The following is a 25,573-nucleotide window of genomic DNA, read 5'->3' as shown; positions in this document are numbered from 1 at the left end:
ACTATCCCGTTAGATCTTCAGTTCTTGAGGCTGCTGAGCAGTGTGAGGGTGAGCAGCACCCGCGTACACTTTCAGCTTGCGGTACATGTCGCGACCCAGCGGGTTCTTCGGCAGCATGCCTTTGACCGCGGTTTCGATAACACGCTCAGGGGCCTTGGCGATCAACTTCTCGAAGTTGATTTCCTTGATACCGCCCGGGAAGCCGGAGTGGGAGTAGTACATCTTGTCGGAAGACTTGGCACCAGTCACACGAATCTGCTCGGCGTTGATGACGACGATGTAGTCGCCGGTATCAACGTGAGGGGTGTATTCTGGCTTGTGCTTGCCACGCAGGCGGCTAGCGATTTCGGTAGCCAGACGACCCAGGGTCTGACCAGCGGCGTCGACTACGAACCACTCGCGCTTTACTGTTTCCGGTTTAGCAGTAAAAGTTTTCATTCTCTAAAGCCTCAGAGGCCGCCCAGCGAAAAATAGACGGCGAATCTTACTGGATAGTGCACGGCTTGCCAAGGGCAAACGCGCAGCCGAACGCTGACGCTTTTGGGGGCTCGGGTCGGGCACGCCAATGTTCGACAAAGGTTCTTCATTCGTGGTGGTGCATCACTTCCGCCACGCGAAGAGCTGCAGAATTATCCAGATTGCGCGAAAAATTTCAACCTGCTTTTATGGGCTTCTTTGCCTGGAGCGTCCTTTCGATGGAATACCGCAAGCTCGGTCGTACCGACCTCAACGTCAGCGCCCTTTGCCTGGGCACCATGACCTGGGGCGAGCAGAACACCCAGGATGACGCCTTCGCCCAGATCAAGCTGGCCAAGGCCGCCGGCATCAACTTCATCGACACCGCCGAGATGTACCCGGTGCCGCCGCGCCCGGAAACCTATGCCGCCACCGAACGCATCATCGGTAACTGGTTCCGGGCCAACGGCGATCGCGACGACTGGTTGCTGGCCAGCAAGGTGGCCGGCCCCGGCAACGGCATCAGCCACATCCGCGATGGCCAGCTCAAGCACAACCGCCAGCACATCGTTGCCGCACTCGATGCAAGCCTTGCGCGCCTGCAAACCGACCATATCGACCTGTACCAACTGCACTGGCCCGAACGCAGCACCAATTTCTTTGGCAAGCTGGGCTACCAGCACCTGCCCAACGACATGTTCACGCCGCTCGAAGAAACCCTCGAAGTGCTCGACGAGCAGGTGAGCGCCGGCAAGATCCGCCATATCGGCCTGTCCAATGAAACCCCGTGGGGCACCATGAAGTTCCTGCAACTGGCCGAGGCCCGTGGCTGGCCGCGGGCGGTGTCGATCCAGAACCCCTACAACCTGCTCAACCGCAGCTTCGAAGTGGGCCTGGCGGAAGTGGCGATCCGCGAGCAGTGCGGCCTGCTGGCCTACTCACCGCTGGCCTTCGGCATGCTCTCGGGCAAGTACGAAAACGGCACCCGCCCGGAAAACGCCCGCCTGACCCTGTTCAGCCGCTTCGCCCGTTACTCCAATCCGCAGACCGTGGCGGCCTGCAGCCGCTATGTGCAGCTGGCCCGCGACCACGGCCTGGACCCGGCGCAGATGGCCCTGGCGTTCGTCACCCGGCAACCCTTCGTGACCAGCAATATCATCGGTGCGACCAACCTCGAGCAGTTGCAGAGCAACATTGATAGCCAGGGCCTGAATCTGAGCGATGAACTGCTGGCGGCAATCGAGGCAATCCATCAGGAGCAGCCGAATCCAGCGCCGTGAAAGCAGCTGCAAGCTTCAAGCTGCAAGCCACAAGAAAAAGCGCAGATCGCGTATTGATTGGCTTTTTCTTGTGGCTTGCAGCTTGAAGCTTGCAGCTCGCCCCAAAACATAAGACGATCCAGCCGGTGATTGACCACTCTACCCTATAAGAACAATGACAATGATGTTTACCCAACCCCCCGCGTCGCTGCGGCGCGTCAGCATCCTGGCCATTGATAAAGTGTTCGCTTCGACACTGATGCAGGCCAAGGACTTCTTCCACCTGGCCAGCCTGCGCTACAGCAAGCAACTGGGCCTCGGCCTGCAGCCGATGTTCGAGATCGCCCTGGTGAGCCCGGACGGCCTGCCCGTGGACAGTTTCAGCAATGTGCAGCTGCCGGTCGACAGCGGCCTGAACGATGCCGATGTGATCATCCTCCCGGCCTTCTGGGACGATTTCGACAACCTGCTGCAACGCTACCCTCAGGTCTTGCCCTGGCTGCGCGCGCAGCACGCCCGCGGCGCAGTGCTGTGTGCCGAGGCCAGCGGCGTGTTCTGGCTGGCCGAATCCGGGCTGCTGGACGGCAAGGAGGCGACCACCTACTGGCGGTTCTTCGGCAGCTTCGAGGAGCGCTTCCCCAAGGTGCGGCTGAATCAGGACAAGCACCTGACCGACGCCGACAACCTCTACTGCGCCGGTGGCACCACCTCGGCCTGCGACCTGTATATCTACCTGATCGAGCGTTTCTGCGGCGCCAACGTGGCCCGTGCAGTGGCCCGCGACATCCTCTACGAAGTGCAGCGCAGCTACACGCCCGGGCGCATGGGCTTCGGTGGGCAGAAACTGCACCAGGACCTGATCATCCTGCAGATCCAGCACTGGCTCGAAGAGCACTTCGCCGACAAGTTCCGCTTCGAGGACGTGGCCCGCAACCACGGCATGAGCATCCGCAACTTCATGCGCCGCTTCCAGAGCGCCACCGGTGACAAGCCGCTGCACTACCTGCAGCGCCTGCGCATCGAGACGGCCAAGGGCTTGCTGTCGAGCTCGCGCAAGAGCATCAAGACCATCAGCTATGAGGTGGGGTACGACGACGCGAGCTTCTTCGCGCGGCTGTTCCGCCAGCACACCGAACTGTCGCCGAACCAGTATCGCCAGCAGTTCATGCAGGAGGCCTGAAGGCCTCCTGCAGCGGCAAGTTTCAAGCTGCAAGAAAAAGCAAAAAAGCCAGAGCAGTACGCGATCTGCTCTGGCTTTTTCTTGTGGCTTGCAGCTTGAAGCTTGCCGCTGCCTTCAGGGCTTGTGCGCCCGCGCCAGGAACTCGTGGGACTGCATCTCCAGCAGGCGGCTCAGGGTGCGCTGGAACTCGAAGCTCAGGCGACCGCCGGTATACAGGTCCTTGAGCTCCACCTCAGCCGAGATGATCAGCTTCACGTTACGGTCGTAGAATTCGTCGACCATGTTGATGAAGCGCCGGGCGATGTCATCGGTAGCCACCCCCATCTGCTCGACGTTGCTCAGCAGCACGGCATGGAAGATCTTGCCCAGCTCGATGTAGTCGTTCTGGCTACGCGGGCCGTCGCACAGGGCACGGAAGTCGAACCAGGCTACGTCGTCGCAGGTACGCAGGGCGGTGATCGGGCGGTTCTCGATCATCAGCACGTCGTTCTCGACCGCCTGGGTGCACTCCGGCGTCAACGCCTTGAAGCTCGCACGCAGGCTCTGGTGGGCGGCATCGTTGAGCGGGTAGTGGAACAGTTCGGCCTGCTCAAGGTGGCGCAGACGATAGTCCACACCACTGTCGACGTTCACCACATCGGTGTACTGCTTGATCATGGCGATGGCCGGCAGGAAGCGCGCACGCTGCAAGCCGTCCTTGTACAGGCCGTCCGGGACGATGTTGGAGGTGGCCACCAGCGACACGCCGTTCTTGAACAGCTCTTCCATCAGGGTGCCGAGGATCATCGCATCGGTGATGTCCGAGACGAAGAATTCGTCGAAGCAGATTACCCGGGCTTCATCGCTGAAACGCTTGGCGATGATGGTCAGCGGGTTCTTCTCGCCCTTGAGGGTTTTCATCTCCTCGTGCACACGCTTCATGAAGCGGTGGAAGTGCGTGCGCATCTTCTGCTTGAACGGCAGCGCCTCGTAGAAGGTGTCGACCAGGTAAGTCTTGCCTCGCCCTACCCCACCCCAGAAGTACAGGCCCTTGACCGGGGTCTGCTCCTTCTTGCCGAACAGCTTGCCGAACACGCCCGGCTTGTTGTTCTGCGCGTGTACCAGATCGTCGTACAGACGCTGCAGGTGACGCACCGCAGTTTCCTGCGCCGCGTCATGGAAGAAGTCGGGGCGTTTCAGATCGGCTTGATAGCGTTCTAAGGGAGTCATAATTCGTTAGCGAGGCAACAAAAAACGGGCCGTCACTGTAGCGACCGGCCCGCTTAATGGCAATGATACATGCGACCAATGCGCGCAGGAATCAACCTCGTGGGAGCGGGCTTGCCCCGCGATAGCGTCGGAAAACTAAGCATCGTTGCATGCTCCAACGCAGATCGCGGGGCAAGCCCGCTCCCACGAAAGCCCTTACTCCTGGGCGGGTTGCAGCGCTTCGCGCAGGCTCTGGACCGCCGCGTCACGGGCCTCGGCGCTGTCGAACTGCGGCCCCTCGGCCACCTGCTCGCCTTCCAGCCACAGGCTGAAGCTCAAGCCCTCGACCCGCACATCGGCCTCGCCACCTTGCTGCAGCTGCTTGCTTACCGCACCTGCGCTCTTGCCATCGGCAAAGCGACGCGACAGCAGCAGTTGCTCGCCATCGGCGGCCAGCAAGCGGAAGCGGAAGCTGCCGTCTTCGTCACGGAAGCTGACGAAACGCGCGCTCTTGGCGGCCTTTTTCTTCACTTCGGTGTTGGTCTGCACGCTGGTACGGAACGAACGCAAGCCCACCGCCTCGCGCAGCTGCTCGAGGAACGGCGTGGCGCTCTTGCGCGCCTTGGCGGCACCGGCCAGCAGGATGTCTTCCAGGTCCGACGGGCGCGAGATCAACTGATGATAGTGATCACGCTTCTCGGCCAGCTGGCCGTCAAGCAGCTGGAACAGGCGCTGCTTGGCCTCGCCCCAGCCCAGGCCCTGGAGCAGCTCTTCGCGGAACTCGGCGCATTGCGCCGGCGTCGAGAAGGCCTGGAACAGGGTGAACAGGTGCGAATTGTCCGGGTCTTTGGCTTCGCCCGGGGCGCGCGAGTCGGTGACGATGCGCGAGATCGCGTCCTTCATGTCCTTGGCGCTGGTGAACAGCGGGATGGTGTTGTCGTAGCTCTTGGACATCTTGCGCCCGTCCAGGCCCGGCAAGGTGGCCACGCTTTCCTCGATCACCGCCTCCGGCAAGGCGAAGAAGTCCTTGCCCTGGCCGAACAGGTGGTTGAAGCGCTGGCCGATGTCGCGGGCCATCTCCACGTGCTGGATCTGGTCGCGGCCGACCGGCACCTTGTGCGCGTTGAACATCAGGATGTCGGCAGCCATCAGCACCGGGTAGCTGAACAGCCCCATGGTCACGCCGGCGTCCGGGTCTTCACCGTTTTCGACGTTCTTGTCCACCGACGCCTTGTAGGCGTGGGCGCGGTTGAGCAGGCCCTTGGCGGCAACGCAGGTCAGCAGCCAGGTCAGTTCGGGGATCTCGGGGATGTCGGACTGACGGTAGAAAGTCACCTTGTCCGGGTCCAGGCCGCCGGCCAGCCAGGTGGCGGCGATCTCCAGGCGCGAACGCTGGATGCGCAGCGGGTCGTCGCACTTGATCAGGGCGTGGTAGTCGGCCAGGAAATAGAACGAGTCGGCACCGGGCTGCTGGCTGGCGAGGATAGCCGGGCGGATGGCGCCGGCGTAGTTGCCCAGGTGCGGGGTGCCGGTGGTGGTGATACCGGTGAGGATGCGCGTAGTCATGGGTGTTCGCTTGTTCAGGCTTGCTCAGTTCGAAAGGCGCGGCAGCAGCAGATCCTTCAGATCGGTCAGCTTGCCATGGAAGAAGTGTCCGCATTCTGCCACTTTCAGGAGCTCATGGGGGCGCGACAGGGCGGCGGACCAATCGTAGACCAGCTGCGGCTCGACCACTTCGTCGGTGTCCGGCTGCACGACCGTCAGTGTGACCCGCTCAGGCATCGGGAACTGCTCGCTCAGGCGCATCACCGCCGGGGCGATCATGAACAGCTGCTGCAACGCGATGCCGTCGGCTTCCAGGCGCCCGGCCAGACTGGCGGCGACGAAGCCACCGAAGGAGAAGCCCATCAGCACCAACGGCAGTTGCGGGTGCTGCTCGCGCAGCCAGGCCGCGGCAGCCTGGGCGTCGGCCACTTCACCGGCCCCCATGTCATGGCTGCCGGCGCTCTGGCCGACACCGCGGTAGTTGAAGCGCAGGGTGACGTAGCCGGCGTCCCGGGCAGTACGTTGCAGAGTCGAGACCACCTTGTTGAGCATGGTGCCGCCCTGGACCGGGTTGGGGTGGCAGATCAGCACCGCGCCACGGGCCTCGGCCACGTCCAGGTACAAGGCTTCCAACTGGCCGCACGGGCCATCGATGAACAAGGGTGTTTCGCGGATAAGCAAGGCACTACTCCGTGACCTCGGGGAGGGTCGACTCGTCTAGCAAAGGAATTCTGTTCTGATTTGCGATTGCTCGCGGTATACAGCGCAGGTCTGAGCCGTTAACGTAAAGCAAAGCCGTTTATAGAGGAAGGACTCGTGGAACACTCGCTCCTTGTTTGGTTGCTGCCGACCCTGGCCCTGGTCATCGGTGTCGTTGCAGGTTTCGCGCTGGCCCGCCTGCTGCCCAATGCGGCGCCCAGCAATACTCAACGCCAACTGGATGACATCCAGCAGCGTTTCGACACCTATCAGAACGAAGTGGTCACCCACTTCAACAGCACCGCCTCGCTGGTGCAGAAGCTCACGCAAAGCTACCAGGACGTGCAGGACCACCTGGCCGACGGCGCCAATCGCCTGGCACTCGACGAGCTGACCCGCCAGCGCCTGCTGGCCGCCCTGCATTCGGAAGCGGCGCAAGCACCACGTGACCGCCTCACGCCACCGAAAGACACCGCCGAAGTGCCGCGTGACTATGCGCCCAAGGCACCTAACTCGCCGGGCATGCTGGATGAGAGCTACGGCCTCAAGCGTTGATCGGATGACATGAAGAAGGCCTCGAAAGAGGCCTTTTTTGTGGGAGTCGCGCTCACCATCGCGGGGCAAGCCCGCTCCCACGCCGACAGGGCATGGCGTGAGAGCGGGCTTGCCCCGCGATCTGGCCAGCACCGGCAATACATCAGCGGTACCAGGCTGCCTCATCATCCACGATCGCGTACCGCGCCCTGGCCTGCCCCAACACTTCTCTTGGCAACCGCCCCTGCCGCACCAGCCCATACAACGCCGCCATCACCACCGCAAACCGATCCACCTCGAAGAACCGCCGCAGGTGCTGACGGTTATCGCTGCGGCCGAAGCCATCGGTGCCCAGGGTGATGTAAGGCGCATCGACATACTCGGCGATCAACTGCGGCCAGGCGCGCACATAGTCACTGGCGGCAATCACCGGCGCATCGCCTTCGAGGCAGCGCCGCACATGGCTGCCCTCCTCATCTCCAGCTATCGCCGCCCGACGCTGATCCCTGGCCTCCCGGGCCAGCTCACTGAAGCTGGTGACACTGAACACCTCGCTGTCGACCTGCCATTCGGTCGCCAGCAGTTCACTGGCTTTGATCACCTCACGCAGGATCGCCCCCGAACCCAGCAGCCGCACCTGGGCTCGCGGCTTCACTGATTGCTGCCGTGCGTGCAGGTACATGCCGCGCAACACATCGCCGTGCACGCCAGGCGGTAGCGATGGCTGTGGATAGTTTTCGTTCATGACCGCCACGTAATGGAACTCATCGCATTGTTCCACCAGCATGCGCCGTGCGGCATGGTCGAGGATCACCGCCAGCTCCCCGGCGAAGCACGGATCCCAGGCCCGGCAGTTGGGCACCATCGAAGCCATGACCAGGCTCGAGCCATCCTGGTGTTGCAACCCCTCGCCGCCGAGCGTGGTGCGCCCGGCAGTGGCGCCCAGCAACAGGCCACGGGCGCGCTGGTCGGCGGCGGCCCAGATCAGGTCGCCGACACGCTGGAAACCGAACATCGAGTAATAGATGTACACCGGCAACATCGGCTCGCCGTGCACCGCATACGAAGTGGCGGCCGCGACCCAGGACGAAATCGCCCCGGCTTCGGTAATGCCCTCCTCCAGCAACTGCCCGTCGCGCGCCTCCTTGTACGTCAGCAGCGAACCGGCATCCTCAGGCTCGTAGCACTGCCCCGCCGGTGAGTAGATACCAATCTGGCGGAACAGGCTGGCCATGCCGAAGGTTCGCGCCTCATCGGCGACGATCGGCACCACACGCGGCCCCAGCCCCGGCGCCTTGAGCCAGTGGCCGAGCAGGCGCACGGCGGCCATGGTGGTGGACATTTCCTTGCCGTCGGCCTGCAGGGCGAAACCTGCGAAGGCATCGAGCGCCGGCAGTGGCAGCGTGGCACAGTCGCTGCGGCGCATCGGCAGAGGGCCGCCAAGAGCTGCCCGGCGCTGGCGCAGGTAGACCATCTCCGGGCTGTCCTCGGCGGGGCGATAGAAGCGCAGTTGCTCCACCGCATCGTCCGACAGTGGCAGGTGGAAACGATCGCGGAATGCCAACAGCGCCTGCACATCCAGCTTCTTGGCCTGGTGCGCAGTCATCCGTGACTCACCGGCGCTGCTCATGCCGTAGCCCTTCTTGGTCTTGGCCAGGATCACCGTCGGCCGGCCCTTGCACGCCTTGGCGGCGGCATAGGCCGCGTGCAGCTTGCGAAAGTCATGGCCGCCGCGCTTGAGGGCGTTGATCTGCTCGCTGCTCATATGCGCCACCAGGCGCTGCAAGGCCGGGTCCTGGTTGAAGAAATGCTCGAGGTTGTAGCTGCCATCCTTGGCGCCCAGGTTCTGGAACTGGCCATCGGGTGTTGCCGCCAGCTGGCGCAGCAACGCGTGCTCGTGGTCGCGGGCGAACAGCGCGTCCCACTCCGAGCCCCACAGCACCTTGATCACATTCCAGCCGGCACCGCTGAACAGCGCTTCCAGCTCCTGGACGATCTGGCCGTTGCCACGCACCGGGCCATCCAGGCGCTGCAGGTTGCAGTTGACGATGAAGGTCAGGTTGTCCAGCTCTTCACGGGCAGCCAAGGTCAGGCCGGCGATGGACTCCGGCTCGTCCATCTCGCCGTCACCGAACACGCCCCACACATGCCGCGCCGAGGTGTCCAGCAGGCCACGATGCTGCAGGTAGCGCATGAAGCGCGCCTGGTAGATCGCACTGAGCGGGCCGATGCCCATGGAGCCGGTGGGGAATTGCCAGAAGTCGGGCATCAGCCAGGGGTGTGGATAAGAGCACAGGCCATTGCCCGCGACCTCCTGGCGGTAGTTGGCCAGTTGCTGTTCGCTCAAACGCCCCTCGAGAAACGCCCGGGCATAAATGCCCGGCGCCGAGTGCGGCTGGAAGAACACCAGGTCGCCCGTGCGCCCCTCGCCGCCGCTTTCGCCGCGGAAGAAGTGCTGGAAACCGACCTCGAAGATCTCCGCCGCCGAGGCGTAGCTGGCGATATGCCCGCCCAGTTCGCCATAGGCATGGTTGGCCCGCACCACCATGGCCAGGGCGTTCCAGCGCAGGATAGCGGTGATCCGCTCGTCCAGCTCCAGGTCGCCGGGGTAGGCCCCCTGCTGCTCCACCGGCAAGGTATTGCGGTAGGCGGAAAACGCCTGGGCCTCGCGCTCAAGGCCCAGCTCCAGGGCATGGGCCTGCAGGCGCTGCAGCAGGTAGCGCGCCCGCGCCGGGCCGCAATGGGCCAGGCTGGATTCCAGGGCCTGGCACCATTCGGCGGTTTCCGCCGGGTCGCTGTCCAACGCAGCATCGTGGGCCGTAAACGGCGCGTTCGGGTTCATCATCGCTACCATCGCGCAAGCCTCTTCCGTGGCAGTTCAGGCACAGGCCTTCAGGGCCTGGTCGATATCGGCCAGCAAGTCGTCGATGTCTTCGAGCCCCACCGACAACCGCACCAGCCCCTCGGAAATACCATGGTGCGCCCGCTCCTCGGGGGTGTAGCTGGAGTGGGTCATGCTCGCCGGGTGCTGGGCCAGCGACTCGGCGTCACCCAGGCTCACCGCCCGGCTGAACAGCTGCAATGCATTCATGAATCGGCGCCCGGCCTCGATGCCACCCTTGAGCTCGAAGGCGATCATCCCACCCGGCAGGCGCATCTGCCGTTGCGCCAATGCGTACTGAGGGAACGACGGCAGGCCTGGGTAATGAATCAGCTCGACCTGTGGCTGGCGGGCAAGGTGCTCGGCCAACCGCTGCGCATTGGCGCAATGGCGGTCCAGGCGCAGGGCCAGGGTCTTCATGCCACGCATCAGCAGCGAAGCGTCATGGGGCGACAGCACCGCGCCGGTCATGTCCTTGAGCCCTTGCAGGCGAATGCGGTCGACCAAGGCCTTGCGCCCGACCACCAGGCCGGCGGTGATGTCGCCGTGGCCGGACAGGTATTTGGTCGCCGAGTGCACCACTAGGTCAGCGCCCAGTTCCAGAGGGCGCTGCAGATAAGGGGTGCAGTAAGTATTGTCGACCACGATGCTGATGTCGTGGCCACGCACGGCCTCGGCCACGGCGGCGATATCCACCAACTGCATGTTGGGGTTGGCCGGGGTCTCGAAGTAGATCATCCGGGTTTTCGCGGTGATCGCGGCTTTTAGCGCCTGCGGGTCGTTGAGGTCGACATGCTGGATCTTCACACCGAACTCACCGATGCCGTGGTGCAAGTAGGCAAAGGTGCAGCCATACAGGGTGCGGCCGACGATCAGTTCATCCCCCGGGCGTAGCAAGGTCCACAAGGTGGAGGTGATGGCGCCCATGCCCGAAGCCAGCGCCAGCCCGGCCTCGCCGCCTTCGAGCGACGCCATGCGCTGCTCCAGCAAGGCCAGTGTCGGGTTGGAGATTCGGCTGTAGAAGTGCCCACCCTCTTCGCCGGCAAAGCAGGCAGCACCGTATTCGACGGTCGGAAAAGCGAAGGTGGCGGTCTGGTAGACCGGCGGCACCAGGGCGCCGCCATGGGACAGCGGATCGTAGCCGTAGTGGATCGCTCGCGTGGAAAAACCGGTGTTGTTATTGGAGTCGCGCATGGCAACAGCCTCGTGTGGTTTGTTATAAGCTTATGCCACCGAGCTGCTGCAATTTTTCCAAAGTTGCCCACGCAATCGGGCCAGTATTGGAATAAAAACAATAAATGGTTAACCAGGAGGGCAAATCATGCCTTCGACCCTCGACCGCACCGACCGCGCCCTGCTCTCCGCCCTGCAGGATAACGCGCGCCTGACCGTCTCCGAACTTGCCGACCAGGTCGCCCTGACCACTTCGCCGTGCTGGCGGCGGGTCAAGTTGCTGGAGGACAACGGCTACATCACCGGCTACCAGGCTATTCTGTCGCCCAAATCGCTGGGTTTTGGGGTCACCGCCTTCGTCAGCATCATGATGGACTCGCACACCAAGGAGATCGCCCTGGCGTTCGAGAGGCGGCTGATGGAAATCCCCGAGATCGTCGCCTGCCACAACATTTCCGGGCGCTATGACTTCTTGCTGGAGATCCTGGCGCGCGATCTGGAGTCGTTCGGCGAATTCACCCGGGAGGTGCTGCAGCGGTTGCCAGGGGTGAAAGAGATCTATTCGAGTTTTTCGTACAAGGCGGTGAAGGAGCGCAGAGTCATCCCCGTTACGGAAAAGCATATCTAGAGCGTGGGAGCGGGCTTGCCCCGCGATAAAGCCAGCCCAGGCAACCGCTTCGCATGGCATGGACTTCGTCCATGATCGCGGGGCAAGCCCGCTCCCACAGGACCGCGCCGAACTCAAAACCCGCTCCCACAGGCACACCGTCCACAAAAGAAAAAACCCGCCGAAGCGGGTTTTTCATGCACGACGACGGATCAGATCGCCCCACGCTGACGCAGCACATCCAGCACCAGCTTCACGCCTTCATCGACACTGACCGACTGGGTGTCGATCACCAGGTCCGCATCCAGCGGCACGTCGTACGGGAAGCTCTCGCCCGGGATGTTGTCGCCACCGGCGGCATACAGGCCCTGCGGGTCACGCTCGCGGCAGGCCAGCGGCGAGGCCTGGACGTAGACGGTCACCAGGCGCTCCTTGCCGATCAGCGCCTTGGCCTGCTCGCGGCCTTCGGCGTCCGGGGCAACGAAGGCGGCCAGGGTCAGCAGGCCGGCTTCGTTGAACTGGCGCGCCACATGGGCGGCGCGGCGCCAGTTCTCGGTGCGGCCGGCGCGGTCTTGCGGCAGGCCCTTGTTCAGGTCGTGACGCAGGTTCTGGCCATCGAGCACGTAGACAGCACGACCCATGTCGAACAGCTTGCGCTCCACCGCATAGGCCAGGGTGCTCTTGCCGGCGCCGGAGAGGCCGCTGAACAGCACGGTGGCCGGCTGCTGGCCAAAGCGTAGGGCGCGCTCTTCGGTGGCCACGTGGGCCAGCTTGCCATGCTGGCCGGCGCTGCCGTGGGGCAGTACCGGCGGCGCGATGATCATGCCGGCGCCGACGGTGCCGTTGGTCAGGCGGTCGATGACGATGAACGCACCAGTGGTGCGGTTGCTGTCATAACCATCCAGGGCGATGGCGCTGTCCAGGGCGACCTTGACGCGACCGATCTCGTTCAGCTGCAGCGCGCTGGCGGCGCCCTGCTCGAGGGTGTTCACATCGACCTTGTGGGTGATGCTGGCAATCGAGCCCGGCACGTAGCTGGTGGCGCGCTTGATGTCGTATTTCTTGCCCGGGAGCATCGGCTCCTCGGCCATCCACACCAGCATGGCGTCGAACTGGTCGGTCACCTGCGGCACGTTGTCGGCATGCACCAGCAGGTCGCCACGGGAGATGTCGATCTCGTCTTCCATGGTCAAGGTCACTGCCTGGCCAGGGCCGGCGTTCTCCAGCTCACCTTCGAAGGTGACGATGGACTTGACCCGGCTGCTCTTGCCCGACGGCAGCACGACGATCTCGTCGCCCTTGTGCACCACGCCACCGGCGATGGTGCCGGCAAAGCCGCGGAAGTTCAGGTTCGGGCGGTTGACGTACTGCACCGGGAAGCGCAGGTCGGTGACATTGCGGTCGGCGGCGATCTCGACGGACTCGAGGATTTCCATCAGCACCGGGCCGGTGTACCACGGCGATTGCTCGCTGCGGTTGACCACGTTGTCGCCCTTGAGCGCCGACATCGGCACGAAGTGCAGGCTCGATGGCTTGAGGTTGATGCTCTCGGCGAACTTCAGGTAGTCGGCCTTGATCGACTCGAAGACCTGCTCGTCGAAGCCCTTGAGGTCCATCTTGTTGACCGCGACGACGATGTGCTTGATGCCCAGCAACGAGGCGATGTAGCTGTGCCGGCGGGTCTGGGTCTGCACGCCGTAGCGGGCATCGACCAGGATGATCGCCAGGTCGCAGGTCGAGGCGCCGGTGGCCATGTTGCGGGTGTACTGCTCGTGGCCCGGGGTGTCGGCGATGATGAACTTGCGCTTGGCGGTGGAGAAGTAGCGGTAGGCGACATCGATGGTGATGCCCTGCTCGCGCTCGGCCTGCAGGCCATCCACCAGCAGCGCCAGGTCGACTTCCTCGCCGGTGGTGCCGGATTTCTTCGAGTCGCGGGTGATGGCCTCGAGGTGGTCCTCGTAGATCATCTTGGAGTCGTGCAGCAGGCGCCCGATCAGGGTGCTCTTGCCGTCGTCCACGTTGCCGCAGGTGAGGAAGCGCAGCAGCTCTTTACGCTCATGCTGGGCCAGGTAGGCGAGGATGTCCTCGCTGATCAGATCAGATTGGTGACTCATTGCATTCAAGCTCCAAGCTGTAAGCTTCAAGCAGCAAGCTTGTCGGCGTACAGCTAGTTAGAAATTTTGTTGATCAACCCTGCAAGCATCCTGGAGAGCTCACGGGTTTCATTAATCCAGTCGTTAGCCGATTCAGCAGGCACGTATCCAATTTCACCAGCGATGATCAATTGCGTACGCAATTCCGCACAGGATGCTTTTGCTACGTTTAGGAACCAGACCTTTTCTCGACATGACTGCCGCTCCATGCCCTCCGCAATGTTGGAAGGTACCGAGACTGCAGAACGCGTGATTTGAGACTTGAACGCAAAGTCTCGGCAATCGGCAAAAGCCTGATACATCCCAACCGCAAGATCCTTGCTTCTCTGCCAAACCATCAACTTCTCAAAATCCACTGCGAGCGCTCCCGGCCCGCAGAGCAGGCGACAAACCACAAATTTCAGAAGCTACGCGTTCTGCTTCTGTCTTGCAGCTTGCCGCTTGTAACTTGAAGCTTAGAAATAGCCTTGGCGTTTTTTGTCTTCCATCGAGCCTGCACCATCGTGGTCGATGACGCGGCCCTGGCGCTCGGACGTGCGGGTCAGGAGCATCTCCTGAATGATGTCCGTCAGGGTCTCGGCTTCGGACTCGACCGCACCCGTCAACGGGTAGCAGCCCAGGGTACGGAAACGCACTTTCTTCTTGACGATGCGCGCCTTCTCTTCCTCGGAGAGGTGCTCGAGGATGCGTTCGTCGTCGATCATGATCAGGGTGCCGTTCTTCTCGATCACTTCACGCTCGGCGGCGAAGTACAGCGGCACGATCGGGATGCCTTCGAGGTAGATGTACTGCCAGATGTCCAACTCGGTCCAGTTGGACAGCGGGAACACACGGATCGACTCGCCCTTGTTGACCTTGCCGTTGTAGATGTTCCACAGCTCCGGGCGCTGGTTCTTCGGGTCCCAGCGGTGCTTGCTGTCGCGGAACGAATACACGCGCTCTTTCGCGCGAGACTTCTCTTCGTCGCGGCGCGCGCCACCGAAGGCGGCGTCGAAACCATGCTTGTCCAGCGCCTGTTTCAGGCCCTGGGTCTTCATGATGTCGGTGTGCTTGGAGCTGCCATGGGTGAACGGGTTGATGCCCTGCGCCACACCCTCAGGGTTGACGTGGGTGATCAGCTCCAGGCCCATCTCCTCGACCATCTTGTCGCGGAAGCTGTACATCTCCTGGAACTTCCACTGGGTGTCGACGTGCATCACCGGGAACGGCAGCTTGCCCGGGAAGAAGGCCTTGCGCGCCAGGTGCAGCATGACCGCGGAATCCTTGCCGATCGAGTACAGCATCACCGGGTTGTCGAACTCGGCGGCCACCTCGCGGATGATATGGATGCTCTCCGCCTCCAGCTGTTTCAAGTGCGTCAGATTGTCGACCATGGCTACTCACGAAAAACGATCTTATGGACGGCCTGCGGGCCGTGTTCGAGCGAGCCACTTTATCACAGCACCTGATTCTATTTAGGAGGCCGCCTAGATCGAAACAATCTAACGATATGACTGGGGGTTTGGGCCAAAAAGCATCGCGGGGCAAGCCCGCTCCCACGCCGTCTTTTGCTGGCGTGGGAGCGGGCTTGCCCCGCGAAAGGACCATCAGATCGGATTCGGGCAATCGATGAACAGGTGCTCGACCGCAAACCGCCGGGCCAGGTAATCACCCAATGCCTGCACGCCATAGCGCTCGGTGGCATGGTGCCCGGCGGCGATGAAACTGATGCCGTTCTCCCGTGCACTGTGGAAGGTCTGCTCGGACGCCTCGCCGCTGAGGAACAGGTCCACCCCCGCCGCGATGGCGGTATCGATGTAGCCCTGACCGCCGCCGGTGCACCAGCCGACCCGGCGGATCATCTGCTCACCCTCGATCACCAGCGGCTCACGGCCCATGACCTCCTGCACCCGACGGGCGAAATCACGCGCCGACACAGGCTCGGCCAACGAGCCGACCAGGCCCACCACCTTGGGGTTGTTCGGGTCCAGCGGGCCTTCGACGGTGATGTCCAGCTGGCGCGCCAACTGCACGTTGTTGCCTACTTCGGGGTGCAGGTCCAGCGGCAGGTGGTAGGCCAGCAGGCTGATGTCGTGCTTGAGCAAGGTCTTCAGGCGGCGCTGCTTCATGCCGGTGATGCAAGGGTTTTCACCTTTCCAGAAGTAACCGTGGTGGACCAGCACCAGGTCGGCCTCGGCCTCGACGGCGGCATCGAGCAGTGCCTGGCTGGCGGTGACCCCCGTAACGATGCGGCTGACCTGCGGACGGCCCTCGACCTGCAGGCCGTTGGGGCAGTAATCCTGAATTTTTGCACTGGCCAGGTAGCGCTCGGCTTCCTCGACCAGGGTATTGAGGGCGACGGCCATGAAAAATCTCCTCGAAATCGACATTGCACCAGGGTACGAAGCCCTATAATGGCCGCCATTATGGGCCGTTGCCGGCGCAGGGGAAACCGGCGACAAGTGCTTGGGGGCAAGCCTGCGGTGCTGCCCTTCGCGGGTAAACCCGCTCCCACAGGGTTGGTGTGATCTCTGTGGAAGCGGGTTTACCCGCGAAGCAGTCACTGCGGTTTCAACCGTGCCGATCGACTTGTTCACGTGTATGATCGCGCGCGCTCGCACCCTGGGCCGCACCGATGTGGCCCCCGCCCTACTCCCAGGATTGATTCATGCTCAAGGCTCTGCGTTATTTCGGCTGGCCCCTGCTCACCGGCGTATTGATCGCCTTGCTGGTTATCCAGCGTTTCCCGCAATGGGTCGGCCTGCCCAGCCAGGACGTCAACCTGCAGCAGGCCCCGCAGACTACCCGGATCATGCAGGGCCCGGTCTCCTATGCCGATGCCGTGACCCTGGCCGCCCCGGCGGTGGTCAACCTGTACACCACCAAGGTGGTCAACAAGAGCGCCCACCCGCTGTTCGAAGACCCGCAGTTCCGGCGCTTCTTCGGCGACAACCTGCCCAAGCAGCGGCGCTGGGAGTCGAGCCTGGGTTCGGCGGTGATCATGAGCCCCGAGGGCTACCTGCTGACCAACAACCACGTCACCAGTGGTGCCGACCAGATCGTCGTGGCGCTCAAGGATGGCCGCGAAACCCTGGCCCGGGTCATCGGCAGTGACCCGGAAACCGACCTCGCGGTACTGAAGATCGACCTCAAGAACCTGCCGGCGATCACCATCGGCCGTTCGGACAACATCCACATCGGCGACGTCACCCTGGCCATCGGCAACCCCTTCGGCGTCGGTCAGACCGTGACCATGGGCATCATCAGCGCCACCGGCCGCAACCAGCTGGGCCTGAACAACTACGAAGACTTCATCCAGACCGACGCGGCGATCAACCCGGGCAACTCTGGCGGCGCGCTGGTCGATGCCAACGGCAACCTGGTGGGCATCAACACGGCAATTTTCTCCAAGTCCGGCGGCTCGCAAGGCATCGGCTTCGCCATTCCGGTCAAGCTGGCGCTGGAGGTGATGAAATCGATCGTCGAGCACGGCCAGGTGATCCGTGGCTGGCTGGGCATCGAAGTGCAGCCGCTGAGCCAGGAGCTGGCCGAGTCGTTCGGCATGCAGGGGCGCCCGGGCATTGTCGTGGCGGGGATTTTCCGCGATGGCCCGGCGGCACGTGCGGGGCTGCAGTTGGGGGATGTGATCCTCAGCATCAACGGCGAGCCGGCCGGCGATGGCCGCAAGTCGATGAACCAGGTGGCGCGAATCAAGCCTACCGAGAAGATCACCATCGAAGTGGTGCGCAATGGTCAGCAACTGAAGCTGATCGCCGAGGTGGGGCTGCGGCCACCACCGGCGCCGGTGGCCGCAAAAGAAGAGAACTGAGTTCGCTCGACGGGGGCTGCTGCGCAGCCCTTTCGCCGGCAAGCCGGCTCCCACAGCGTTGAGGTTGGTTCCCTGTGGGAGCCGGCTTGCCGGCGAAAGGGCCGCGAAGCGGCCCCAACTGCATCAATGCAGGATCTGGCTCAAGAACAACTTGGTCCGGTCACTGCGCGGCCGGTCGAAGAACTCGTCCGGCGCCGCCTGCTCGACGATCTCGCCCTTGTCCATGAAGATCACCCGGTTCGCCACGGTGCGGGCAAAGCCCATCTCGTGGGTCACGCAGAGCATGGTCATGCCGTCCTCGGCCAGGCTGACCATGGTGTCGAGCACTTCTTTCACCATCTCCGGGTCCAGCGCCGATGTCGGTTCGTCGAACAGCATGATCTTCGGCTTCATGCACAGCGCCCGGGCAATCGCCACGCGCTGCTGCTGACCACCGGACAACTGCCCCGGATACTTGTGCGCCTGCTCTGGAATACGCACGCGCTCCAGGTAGTGCATGGCGATTTCCTCGGCCTTGCGCCGCGGCATCTTGCGTACCCACATGGGCGCCAGGGTGCAGTTCTCGAGGATGCTCAGGTGCGGGAACAGGTTGAAGTGCTGGAACACCATGCCCACCTCGCGGCGGATCGCCTCGATCTGCTTGAGGTCGTTGGTCAGCTCCACACCGTCGACGACAATGCGCCCCTGCTGGTGCTCTTCCAGGCGGTTGAGGCAGCGGATGGTGGTCGACTTGCCCGAGCCGGACGGCCCGCACAACACGATGCGCTCACCCTGGCGCACGTTCAGGTTGATGTCCTTGAGCACATGGAACTGGCCGTACCACTTGTTCACGCCCTGCATCTGGATGATGCCTTCGGGGCCGGCAGGCTGCTTGATCGCTTCACTCATTTTGAAACTCCTAACGCTTGTGGCCAGTGTCCAGCTTGCGCTCCAGGTGCATGGAGTAGCGGGACATACCGAAACAGAAAATCCAGAACACCAGGGCGGCGAACACGTAGCCCTCGGTCGCCATGCCCAGCCAGGCAGGGTCGGCAGCCGCCTGCTTGACGCTGTTGAGCAAGTCGAACAGGCCGATGATGATCACCAGGCTGGTGTCCTTGAACAGGGCAATGAAGGTGTTGACGATGCCGGGGATCACCAGCTTGAGCGCCTGGGGCAGGATCACCAGACCCATCGCCCGCCAGTAACCCAGGCCCATGGCCGCGGCAGCTTCGTACTGGCCCTTGGGGATGGCCTGCAGACCACCGCGCACCACCTCGGCGATGTACGCCGACTGGAACAGGATCACGCCGATCATCGCCCGCAGCAGCTTGTCGAAGCTCATGCCCTCGGGCAAGAACAGCGGCAGCATCACCGAGGACATGAACAACACGGTGATCAGCGGCACGCCGCGCCAGAACTCGATGAAGGTGACACAGACCACCTTGACCGCCGGCATGTTCGAACGGCGCCCCAGGGCCAGCAGGATACCCAGCGGCAGCGCACCGACGATGCCGACCGTGGCGATCACCAGGGTGAGCATCAGGCCGCCCCACTGGTTGGTGGGTACGTTGGCCAGGCCCAGGTAGCCGCCATGCAGCAGGGTGTAGGCCAGCACCGGGTACAGCATCAGGAAGCCCAGCCCGTACACGGCCTTGCGTGGGAAGCGCTTGATGAACAACGGTGCGGCGCCGAGCACCGCGAGCCAGACGGTCAAGTCGACGCGCCAGCGCAGCTCGCTGGGGTAGTAGCCATACATGAACTGGCCGAAACGCTGCTGGATGAACACCCAGCAGGCGCCGTCCTTGGTGCAGTCGGCACGGGTGGTGCCGACCCAGTTGGCATCGATGAACGCCCATTGCAGCAAGGGCGGCACGATCAGCCACACCAGGTACAGGGCGAACAGCGTCAGCAAGGTGTTCAGCCAGCTGGAGAACAGGTTGGCCCGCATCCAGGCGAGCACGCCGATGGTCTTCACCGGTGGCGGCATGTCAGGTTTGAAAACATGAGCTGTCACGGAAGTACCCTCACCGTTCGATCAGCGCAATGCGCTTGTTGTACCAGTTCATCAACAGCGAAATGCTGATGCTGATGGCGAGATAGACGCTCATGGTGATGGCGATCACCTCGATGGCCTGGCCGGTCTGGTTGAGCACGGTACCGGCGAACAGCGAGACCATCTCCGGGTAGCCGATGCCGGCAGCCAGCGACGAGTTCTTCGCCAGGTTCAGGTACTGGCTGGTCAGCGGCGGAATGATCACCCGCAGCGCCTGGGGGATGATCACCTTGCGCAGCGTCGGGCCTTCGCGCAGGCCGAGCGAGCGGGCCGCTTCGGTCTGGCCATGGCTGACCGAGCGAATGCCGGAGCGCACGATTTCAGCGATGAACGCTGCGGTATAGATCGTCAGCGCCAGGGTCAACGCCAGCAGCTCGGGGATCAGCACCCAGCCACCGACGAAGTTGAAGCCCTTGAGCTGCGGCACTTCCCAGTGCACCGGGCTGCCGAACAGCAGCGCGCAAACACCAGGGATGCCGACCAGCAGCAGCAGGCCGACCCAGAACTTGTGGAACGGCTGGCCGGTCTCGTCGAAGCGCTTGTTGGCATGGCGCACCATCAGCACGATGGCGACGATTGCCAGCACCAGCGCCGCCGCGAACGGCCAGAAGCCCTCGGCCATCGAGGCACCGGGCATGTTCAGGCCACGGTTGCTGATGAAGAAGGTGTCGTCGATATTGATGCTGCCCCGCGGCCCCGGAAGGGTGAGGAACACCGCGAAGTACCAGAACAGGATCTGCAGCAGCGGCGGGATGTTGCGGAAGGTCTCCACGTACACCGTCGCCAGCTTGTTGATCATCCAGTTCTGCGATAGCCGTGCCACGCCGATGATGAAGCCCAGCAGCGTCGCCAGGATGATGCCGATGAAGGTCACCAGCAGGGTATTGAGCAGGCCGATGACGAACACCCGGGCATAGCTGTCCGATTCCACATAGGGGATCAGGTGCTGGGCAATGCCGAAGCCGGCACTGCGCTCGAGGAAGTCGAAGCCTGAGGTGATGCCCCGGTGCTGCAGGTTGGTCTGGGTGTTGTGGAACAGGTACCAGCCCAGGCCGGCCACGAAGACCACCGTGACGATCTGGAACAGCCACGCGCGCACACGTGGATCACTAAGGGAAATCCCTTTCCGTGCGCCGATTTGATTTTGCATGAAGTGCCCCGAAAAGAAGGGAGTCGAACGACCTGCGGCGGCTGGATGCCGCCGCAGGGTGCAGGCATCAGCGCACTGGCGGTGCGTACTGGATGCCGCCGTTGTTCCACAGGGCGTTCAGGCCGCGGTCGATCTGCAGCGGGGTTTCCTTGCCCAGGTTCTTCTCGAACACTTCACCGTAGTTGCCGACCTGCTTGACGATCTGTACCACCCAGTCCTTCGGCAGCTTCAGGTCCTTGCCGTACTCACCGTCGGCGCCGAGCATACGGGCGACGTCAGGGTTCTTGGTGGCCTTGGCTTCGGCCTCGACGTTCTTCGAGGTGATGCCCATCTCTTCGGCATTGAGCATGGCGAACAGGGTCCACTTGACGATGCTGAACCACTCTTCGTCGCCTTTGCGCACCACCGGGCCCAGCGGCTCCTTGGAGATGGTTTTCCGGCAGTACCACGTAGTCGGTCGGCGCGGCCAGCTTGGAGCGCTGTGCGTAGAGCTGCGACTTGTCGGAGGTCAGCACGTCGCAACGGCCCGACTCCAGCGACTTGGCGCTCTCGTCGGAGGTGTCGAAGGTGATCGGGGTGTACTTCAGGCCATTGGCGCGGAAGTAGTCGGAGACGTTCAGCTCGGTGGTGGTACCGGCCTGGATGCAGATGGTGGCGCCGTCGAGCTCCTTGGCGCTGGAAACGCCGAGCTTCTTGTTCACCAGGAAGCCGATGCCGTCGTAGTAGGTGACGCCGGCGAACACCAGGCCCATGCCGGCATCGCGCGAGCTGGTCCAGGTGGTGTTGCGCGACAGCACGTCGACTTCGCCGGACTGCAGCGCAGTGAAGCGTTCCTTGGCGTTGAGCTGGCTGAACTTGACCTTCTTGGCGTCGCCGAACACGGCGGCGGCCACGGCGCGGCAGACATCGGCATCGATACCGACGATGTTTGCCTTTGGCGTCAGGGACCGAGAAACCTGGGAGACCATCGCTCACGCCACACTGGACGAAGCCCTTCTTATTCACCGCATCGAGGGTAGCGCCGGCCTGGGCGAAGCTGGTGGCGCCCAGCGCAGCGGCGGCGGTCAGGACTGCCAGGGTGGTTTTCAACATCTTCATCAACAACCTCCAAATCGCTCTTGTTGTACGAGCCGGAATTGCACCGCACCCTTATGAGGCGCATCCGACCCCGTGTTGGCTTGTTTTTTGGGTCAATTGGCGCAATGAGCTGTTCTATGACAGCCTTTATATCCACACGAGGGGTGTTACCGTGACTGGCCCACTCCTTCGCATGACAAGGTCATAGCAAAGGGCGTACCACAGTTGCTGGCTTAAGCGATTAAGCGGGCGTCAAGTAGGAAAAGTTGTAGAGTTGCGACATCTTTTTCTGGCATTAACCTCCATCGCCTTCTTTTTACGCACTCATTACGTACGCACGCACTTTTTCGGAGCAGTCATGACCAACCCGCTGATTCTCGAACCCCAGAACACCGCCGACGCCTGTGTGATCTGGTTGCACGGCCTGGGGGCCGACCGTTACGACTTCCTACCGGTGGCCGAGTTTCTCCAGGAGCGACTGCTCAGCACCCGCTTCGTCATGCCCCAGGCCCCTACCCGCCCGGTGACCATCAACGGCGGCTATGAAATGCCCAGCTGGTACGACATCAAGGCCATGACCCCGGCACGGGCCATCGACGAAGCGCAGCTTGAGGAGTCGGCCGGGCAGATCATCGCGCTGATCAAGGCCGAACAGGCCAAGGGCATCAACCTGTCGCGGATCATCCTGGCGGGCTTTTTCCCAGGGTGGCGCCGTGGTGCTGCACACCGCCTATATAAAGTGGCAGGAAGCCCTGGGCGGGGTGATCGCCCTGTCCACCTACGCCCCGACCTTCACCGACAGCCAGCAACTGAGCGCCTGCCAGCAGCGCACGCCCCGCGCTGTGCCTGCACGGCGTGCATGACCCGGTAGTGATCCCATCGATGGGCCGCACGGCGTTCGAGTACCTCAATACCTGGGGTGTGGCCGCGCAATGGCACGAATACCCGATGGAACACGAGGTGGCGGTTGCCGAGCTGAACGATATCCACGACTGGCTGAGCCGCCAGTTGCAGTGAGCCTGTAGCCGCCCGAGCATTGCACTACGCCGCGCCCGATTCTTGCATTACACTGCCCGGCGTACATTCCTTAATCAATTGACGAGACGATCGTGCTCAAGGCACTCAAGAAAATATTCGCCAAGGGAGACGCCGCGCCGCCAGCCGCCGAGCCCGTCGCCGTGACCCCGCCAGCGCCGGCACCGCAACCGGCCGCAGAAAATACAGCGCCGCGCGCCAGCGCCAAGCCCAAAGCCGCGCCGGCCGCCGCCGACAAGCCAGCCACCGAGCCCGCCCCCACGCAGCAGCCCGCCACGCCAAAGCCGCGGCGCGAGCGCAAGCCCAAACCCCAGGCCAGCCTGTGGAAGCCCGAAGACTTCGTAGTCGAGCCGCAGGAAGGCAAGACCCGCTTCCACGATTTCAAGCTCTCCAACGAGCTGATGCACGCCATCCACGACCTCGGTTTCCCGTATTGCACGCCGATCCAGGCCGGCGTACTGGGCTACACCCTGCGTGGCCAGGACGCCATTGGTCGGGCCCAGACCGGCACCGGCAAGACCGCCGCGTTCCTGATCTCGATCATCTCGCAGCTTCAGCAGACCCCGCCGCCCAAAGAGCGCTACATGGGCGAACCGCGCGCGCTGATCATCGCCCCGACCCGCGAGCTGGTGGTGCAGATCGCCAAGGACGCCGTGGCCCTGACCAAGTACAGCGGCCTGAACGTGATGAGCTTCGTCGGCGGCATGGACTTCGACAAGCAGCTCAAGGCCCTCGAGGCCCGCCACTGCGACATCCTGGTGGCCACTCCGGGCCGCCTGCTGGACTTCCAGCAGCGTGGCGAAGTGCACCTGGACATGGTCGAGGTGATGGTGCTGGACGAAGCCGACCGCATGCTCGACATGGGCTTCATCCCCCAGGTACGGCAGATCATCCGCCAGACCCCGCCGAAGAGCGAGCGCCAGACCCTGCTGTTCTCCGCCACCTTCACCGACGACGTGATGAACCTGGCCAAGCAGTGGACCACCAACCCGGCCATCGTCGAGATCGAGCCGGAGAACGTCGCCAGCGAAACCGTCGAGCAGCACGTCTACGCGGTAGCCGGCAGCGACAAGTACAAGCTGTTGTACAACCTGGTCACCCAGCACAAATGGGAACGGGTGATGGTGTTCGCCAACCGCAAGGATGAAGTGCGGCGCATCGAGGAAAAACTGGTGCGCGACGGCATCAACGCCGCCCAGCTTTCCGGCGACGTCCCGCAGCACAAGCGCATACGTACCCTGGAAAACTTCCGCGAAGGGCGCATCACCGTGCTGGTGGCCACCGATGTGGCCGGCCGTGGCATCCACATCGACGGCATCAGCCATGTGATCAACTTCACCCTGCCGGAAGACCCGGACGACTACGTGCACCGCATTGGCCGGACTGGCCGCGCGGGTGCCGAGGGTGTGTCGATCAGCTTCGCCGGTGAGGACGACTCCTACCAGTTGCCGGCGATCGAGGAACTGCTGGGGCGCAAGATCAAGTGCGAAATGCCCCCGGACGAGCTGCTCAAGCCGGTGCCGCGCAAAGGGCACTGAGGCAGAGCGCAACTCGCTGCACTGTCACATTTGTTGGGGCTGCTCTGCAGCCCTTCGCGGGTCAAGCCCGCTCCTACAGGAATCGCGCAATTCTTGAGAGATGCGCAGTACCTGTGGGAGCGGGCTTGCCCCGCGAAGGGCCGCAGGGCGGCCCCAATTGCTTTGCTTGACCGCGCTGTCCGTACCCGCGATATTGCTCCATAGAACAAAAAGTCCATAATGGACGAAATTGTTTATCAGGAGCCGTCCATGCCCACGCCCCTCGTCATCGATCAACAACACGCCCACCACCTGCTCGGCCAGTTGGACGTGCCGCAGATCCTGCGCAAGCTGTTCCGCGACCTGGCCGCAGGCGAAGCGGTACAGCCCCCTCAGCAACTGGTGGAGTTCCCCGCCGGGCGCGGCGACTTCATCAACTATGGCGGGGTGCTGACCGAGGAACGCGTCTACGGGATCAAGACTTCACCCTACATCGTCCGCGAGCAGGGCCCACTGGTAACGGCCTGGACCCTGCTGATGTCGATGGACAGCGGCCAGCCGCTGCTGCTGTGCGATGCCGGCGAGCTGACCACCGCGCGCACCGCCGCCACCACCGCCGTGGCCGTCGACGCCCTGGCCCCCCCCCTGGCCCGGCGCCTGACCGTGATCGGCAGCGGCGCCATTGCCCGCGCCCACCTGCACTACGTGCGCGGCCTTCGCCAATGGCAGGACATCCGCCTGTTCTCGCCAAGCCTCGCCAAGCAAAGCGCCGCGCAACGCCAGCAACTGACTGACCTGGACGATCGCCTGCAACTGGCCGACAGCCTGGAGCAGGCGCTGGTCGATGCCGACGTGATCATGCTGTGCACCTCCTCGGCCGGCCCGGTGATCGACCCCGGCCAGTTGAGCAAGCCGGCACTGATCACCTCGATCAGCACCAATGCCGTGCGTGCCCATGAGGTGCCCCCGGCCAGCCTGCAGCATATGGATGTGTACTGCGATTACCGGGTAACCACCCCAGGCAGCGCCGGCGAAATGCTAATCGCCGCCGAGCAGACCGGCTGGCGGCCCGAGGCGATCATCGGCGACCTTGCGCAACTGCTCAGCGGCCAGGCGCCCGTGCCGAGCTACCAGCGCCACGCCTTCTTCCGCTCCATTGGCCTTGGCCTGGAGGACATCGCCCTGGCCAATGCCCTGTATCGCCTGCAACAGGCCAGCTGAGGCCCGCACGGATGACGCGCCGCCGTGATTGCGGCACACTCCCAGCGCCCTTGGC

General features: G+C 63.2%; 20 protein-coding genes and 2 pseudogenes. 8 read left to right on the top strand and 14 right to left on the bottom strand.

Annotation, left to right across the window (positions count from 1 at the left end):
* Nucleotides 1-9: 9 nt before the first annotated feature.
* On the bottom strand, nt 10-438 hold the full coding sequence (gene rplM / locus LOY51_RS04855) for a 50S ribosomal protein L13 (RefSeq protein WP_008097538.1): 429 nt from the start codon (nt 436-438) through the stop codon (nt 10-12).
* 257 nt (nt 439-695) lie between these two features.
* Here rplM and LOY51_RS04850 point away from each other — a divergent pair, with 257 nt between their 5' ends.
* Both LOY51_RS04850 and LOY51_RS04845 read left to right on the top strand, forming a co-directional pair.
* Nucleotides 696-1,736: an NADP(H)-dependent aldo-keto reductase gene (locus LOY51_RS04850; RefSeq protein ID WP_258644947.1), complete on the top strand. Its 1,041-nt coding sequence runs from the start codon at nt 696-698 to the stop codon at nt 1,734-1,736.
* A gap of 262 nt (nt 1,737-1,998) precedes the next feature.
* Nucleotides 1,999-2,895 carry a GlxA family transcriptional regulator gene (locus LOY51_RS04845; protein WP_178125866.1) on the top strand — a complete coding sequence of 299 codons (897 nt, stop codon included), beginning with the start codon at nt 1,999-2,001 and terminating at the stop codon, nt 2,893-2,895.
* Between the two features lie 114 nt (nt 2,896-3,009).
* On the opposite strand, the gene zapE is transcribed toward LOY51_RS04845, so the two are convergent.
* The 3 genes from zapE to LOY51_RS04830 form a co-directional block, all read right to left on the bottom strand.
* Complete coding sequence (zapE, locus tag LOY51_RS04840) at nt 3,010-4,104, bottom strand: cell division protein ZapE (RefSeq protein WP_110991637.1); 1,095 nt, start codon at nt 4,102-4,104, stop codon at nt 3,010-3,012.
* 195 nt (nt 4,105-4,299) lie between these two features.
* On the bottom strand, nt 4,300-5,649 hold the full coding sequence (locus tag LOY51_RS04835; RefSeq protein WP_125857528.1) for a tryptophan--tRNA ligase: 1,350 nt from the start codon (nt 5,647-5,649) through the stop codon (nt 4,300-4,302).
* Between the two features lie 24 nt (nt 5,650-5,673).
* Nucleotides 5,674-6,309, bottom strand: coding sequence for an alpha/beta hydrolase (locus LOY51_RS04830; protein ID WP_125462708.1), 636 nt, complete (start codon nt 6,307-6,309; stop codon nt 5,674-5,676).
* 135 nt (nt 6,310-6,444) lie between these two features.
* On the opposite strand from LOY51_RS04830, the gene LOY51_RS04825 reads away from it, so the two are divergent.
* The gene (locus tag LOY51_RS04825; RefSeq protein WP_110991640.1) at nt 6,445-6,882 is read left to right on the top strand and encodes a Z-ring associated ZapG family protein; all 438 of its coding nucleotides are present in this window, start codon (nt 6,445-6,447) and stop codon (nt 6,880-6,882) included.
* Nucleotides 6,883-7,024: 142 nt separating this feature from the next.
* Here LOY51_RS04825 and mdeB read toward each other — a convergent pair whose 3' ends face one another.
* Together mdeB and LOY51_RS04815 are read right to left on the bottom strand one after the other, a co-directional pair.
* Entirely contained in the window at nt 7,025-9,715 is a 2,691-nt protein-coding gene (mdeB, locus tag LOY51_RS04820; protein WP_125857527.1) for an alpha-ketoglutarate dehydrogenase, read from the bottom strand.
* 24 nt (nt 9,716-9,739) lie between these two features.
* Entirely contained in the window at nt 9,740-10,936 is a 1,197-nt protein-coding gene (locus tag LOY51_RS04815) for a methionine gamma-lyase (protein WP_110991642.1), read from the bottom strand.
* A gap of 127 nt (nt 10,937-11,063) precedes the next feature.
* Here LOY51_RS04815 and LOY51_RS04810 point away from each other — a divergent pair, with 127 nt between their 5' ends.
* Complete coding sequence (locus LOY51_RS04810; RefSeq protein WP_125857526.1) at nt 11,064-11,543, top strand: Lrp/AsnC family transcriptional regulator; 480 nt, start codon at nt 11,064-11,066, stop codon at nt 11,541-11,543.
* 191 nt (nt 11,544-11,734) lie between these two features.
* Here the strand turns inward: LOY51_RS04810 and cysN are convergent, their stop codons facing one another.
* From cysN to LOY51_RS04790, 4 genes are all read right to left on the bottom strand, one after another.
* Nucleotides 11,735-13,636: a sulfate adenylyltransferase subunit CysN gene (gene cysN, locus LOY51_RS04805; RefSeq protein ID WP_125462691.1), complete on the bottom strand. Its 1,902-nt coding sequence runs from the start codon at nt 13,634-13,636 to the stop codon at nt 11,735-11,737.
* 53 nt (nt 13,637-13,689) lie between these two features.
* Nucleotides 13,690-14,031, bottom strand: coding sequence for a four helix bundle protein (locus LOY51_RS04800; protein WP_258644943.1), 342 nt, complete (start codon nt 14,029-14,031; stop codon nt 13,690-13,692).
* A 99-nt stretch (nt 14,032-14,130) separates the two neighbouring features.
* Complete coding sequence (gene cysD / locus LOY51_RS04795) at nt 14,131-15,048, bottom strand: sulfate adenylyltransferase subunit CysD (protein WP_110991645.1); 918 nt, start codon at nt 15,046-15,048, stop codon at nt 14,131-14,133.
* Nucleotides 15,049-15,261: 213 nt separating this feature from the next.
* Complete coding sequence (locus tag LOY51_RS04790; RefSeq protein WP_125857524.1) at nt 15,262-16,020, bottom strand: Nif3-like dinuclear metal center hexameric protein; 759 nt, start codon at nt 16,018-16,020, stop codon at nt 15,262-15,264.
* Nucleotides 16,021-16,322: 302 nt separating this feature from the next.
* On the opposite strand from LOY51_RS04790, the gene algW reads away from it, so the two are divergent.
* Entirely contained in the window at nt 16,323-17,483 is a 1,161-nt protein-coding gene (gene algW, locus LOY51_RS04785; RefSeq protein ID WP_125462690.1) for a Do family serine endopeptidase AlgW, read from the top strand.
* A 123-nt stretch (nt 17,484-17,606) separates the two neighbouring features.
* Here algW and LOY51_RS04780 read toward each other — a convergent pair whose 3' ends face one another.
* From LOY51_RS04780 to LOY51_RS04765, 4 genes and pseudogenes are all read right to left on the bottom strand, one after another.
* The gene (locus LOY51_RS04780; RefSeq protein ID WP_125462688.1) at nt 17,607-18,371 is read right to left on the bottom strand and encodes an amino acid ABC transporter ATP-binding protein; all 765 of its coding nucleotides are present in this window, start codon (nt 18,369-18,371) and stop codon (nt 17,607-17,609) included.
* 10 nt (nt 18,372-18,381) lie between these two features.
* Entirely contained in the window at nt 18,382-19,479 is a 1,098-nt protein-coding gene (locus tag LOY51_RS04775; protein WP_125857523.1) for an amino acid ABC transporter permease, read from the bottom strand.
* Nucleotides 19,480-19,489: 10 nt separating this feature from the next.
* Nucleotides 19,490-20,668, bottom strand: a complete 1,179-nt coding sequence (locus LOY51_RS04770; protein ID WP_258644932.1) for an amino acid ABC transporter permease — start codon at nt 20,666-20,668, stop codon at nt 19,490-19,492.
* A gap of 67 nt (nt 20,669-20,735) precedes the next feature.
* Nucleotides 20,736-21,766: pseudogene (locus LOY51_RS04765) on the bottom strand (amino acid ABC transporter substrate-binding protein).
* Nucleotides 21,767-22,103: 337 nt separating this feature from the next.
* Between LOY51_RS04765 and LOY51_RS04760 the strand changes: the two are divergent.
* The 3 genes and pseudogenes from LOY51_RS04760 to LOY51_RS04750 all read left to right on the top strand — a co-directional run bounded on the left by LOY51_RS04760 (nt 22,104) and on the right by LOY51_RS04750 (nt 25,518).
* Nucleotides 22,104-22,762: pseudogene (locus tag LOY51_RS04760) on the top strand (alpha/beta hydrolase).
* A 92-nt stretch (nt 22,763-22,854) separates the two neighbouring features.
* A complete protein-coding gene (gene rhlB, locus LOY51_RS04755; protein ID WP_125857520.1) occupies nt 22,855-24,318 on the top strand; it encodes an ATP-dependent RNA helicase RhlB in 1,464 nt (487 codons plus the stop codon).
* Nucleotides 24,319-24,567: 249 nt separating this feature from the next.
* A complete protein-coding gene (locus LOY51_RS04750; RefSeq protein WP_258644930.1) occupies nt 24,568-25,518 on the top strand; it encodes an ornithine cyclodeaminase family protein in 951 nt (316 codons plus the stop codon).
* Nucleotides 25,519-25,573: the final 55 nt, after the last annotated feature.

The organism is Pseudomonas sichuanensis, from assembly GCF_024749065.1.
GTDB lineage: Bacteria > Pseudomonadota > Gammaproteobacteria > Pseudomonadales > Pseudomonadaceae > Aquipseudomonas > Aquipseudomonas sichuanensis.
Note: the sequence above shows the minus strand (reverse complement) of the source record. Positions and strands in the feature narration are given on the sequence as shown.

Bases quoted from the DNA above. Each gene is read 5' to 3' on its own strand.
- algW (WP_125462690.1), top strand. From the start codon at position 16,323: ATGCTCAAGGCTCTGCGTTATTTCGGCTGGCCCCTGCTCACCGGCGTA.
- zapE (WP_110991637.1), bottom strand. From the start codon at position 4,104: ATGACTCCCTTAGAACGCTATCAAGCCGATCTGAAACGCCCCGACTTC.
- LOY51_RS04750 (WP_258644930.1), top strand. From the start codon at position 24,568: ATGCCCACGCCCCTCGTCATCGATCAACAACACGCCCACCACCTGCTC.
- cysN (WP_125462691.1), bottom strand. From the start codon at position 13,636: ATGAGTCACCAATCTGATCTGATCAGCGAGGACATCCTCGCCTACCTG.
- LOY51_RS04835 (WP_125857528.1), bottom strand. From the start codon at position 5,649: ATGACTACGCGCATCCTCACCGGTATCACCACCACCGGCACCCCGCAC.
- LOY51_RS04850 (WP_258644947.1), top strand. From the start codon at position 696: ATGGAATACCGCAAGCTCGGTCGTACCGACCTCAACGTCAGCGCCCTT.
- LOY51_RS04810 (WP_125857526.1), top strand. From the start codon at position 11,064: ATGCCTTCGACCCTCGACCGCACCGACCGCGCCCTGCTCTCCGCCCTG.
- LOY51_RS04770 (WP_258644932.1), bottom strand. From the start codon at position 20,668: ATGCAAAATCAAATCGGCGCACGGAAAGGGATTTCCCTTAGTGATCCA.
- cysD (WP_110991645.1), bottom strand. From the start codon at position 15,048: ATGGTCGACAATCTGACGCACTTGAAACAGCTGGAGGCGGAGAGCATC.
- LOY51_RS04815 (WP_110991642.1), bottom strand. From the start codon at position 10,936: ATGCGCGACTCCAATAACAACACCGGTTTTTCCACGCGAGCGATCCAC.
- rplM (WP_008097538.1), bottom strand. From the start codon at position 438: ATGAAAACTTTTACTGCTAAACCGGAAACAGTAAAGCGCGAGTGGTTC.
- LOY51_RS04790 (WP_125857524.1), bottom strand. From the start codon at position 16,020: ATGGCCGTCGCCCTCAATACCCTGGTCGAGGAAGCCGAGCGCTACCTG.
- LOY51_RS04780 (WP_125462688.1), bottom strand. From the start codon at position 18,371: ATGAGTGAAGCGATCAAGCAGCCTGCCGGCCCCGAAGGCATCATCCAG.
- mdeB (WP_125857527.1), bottom strand. From the start codon at position 9,715: ATGGTAGCGATGATGAACCCGAACGCGCCGTTTACGGCCCACGATGCT.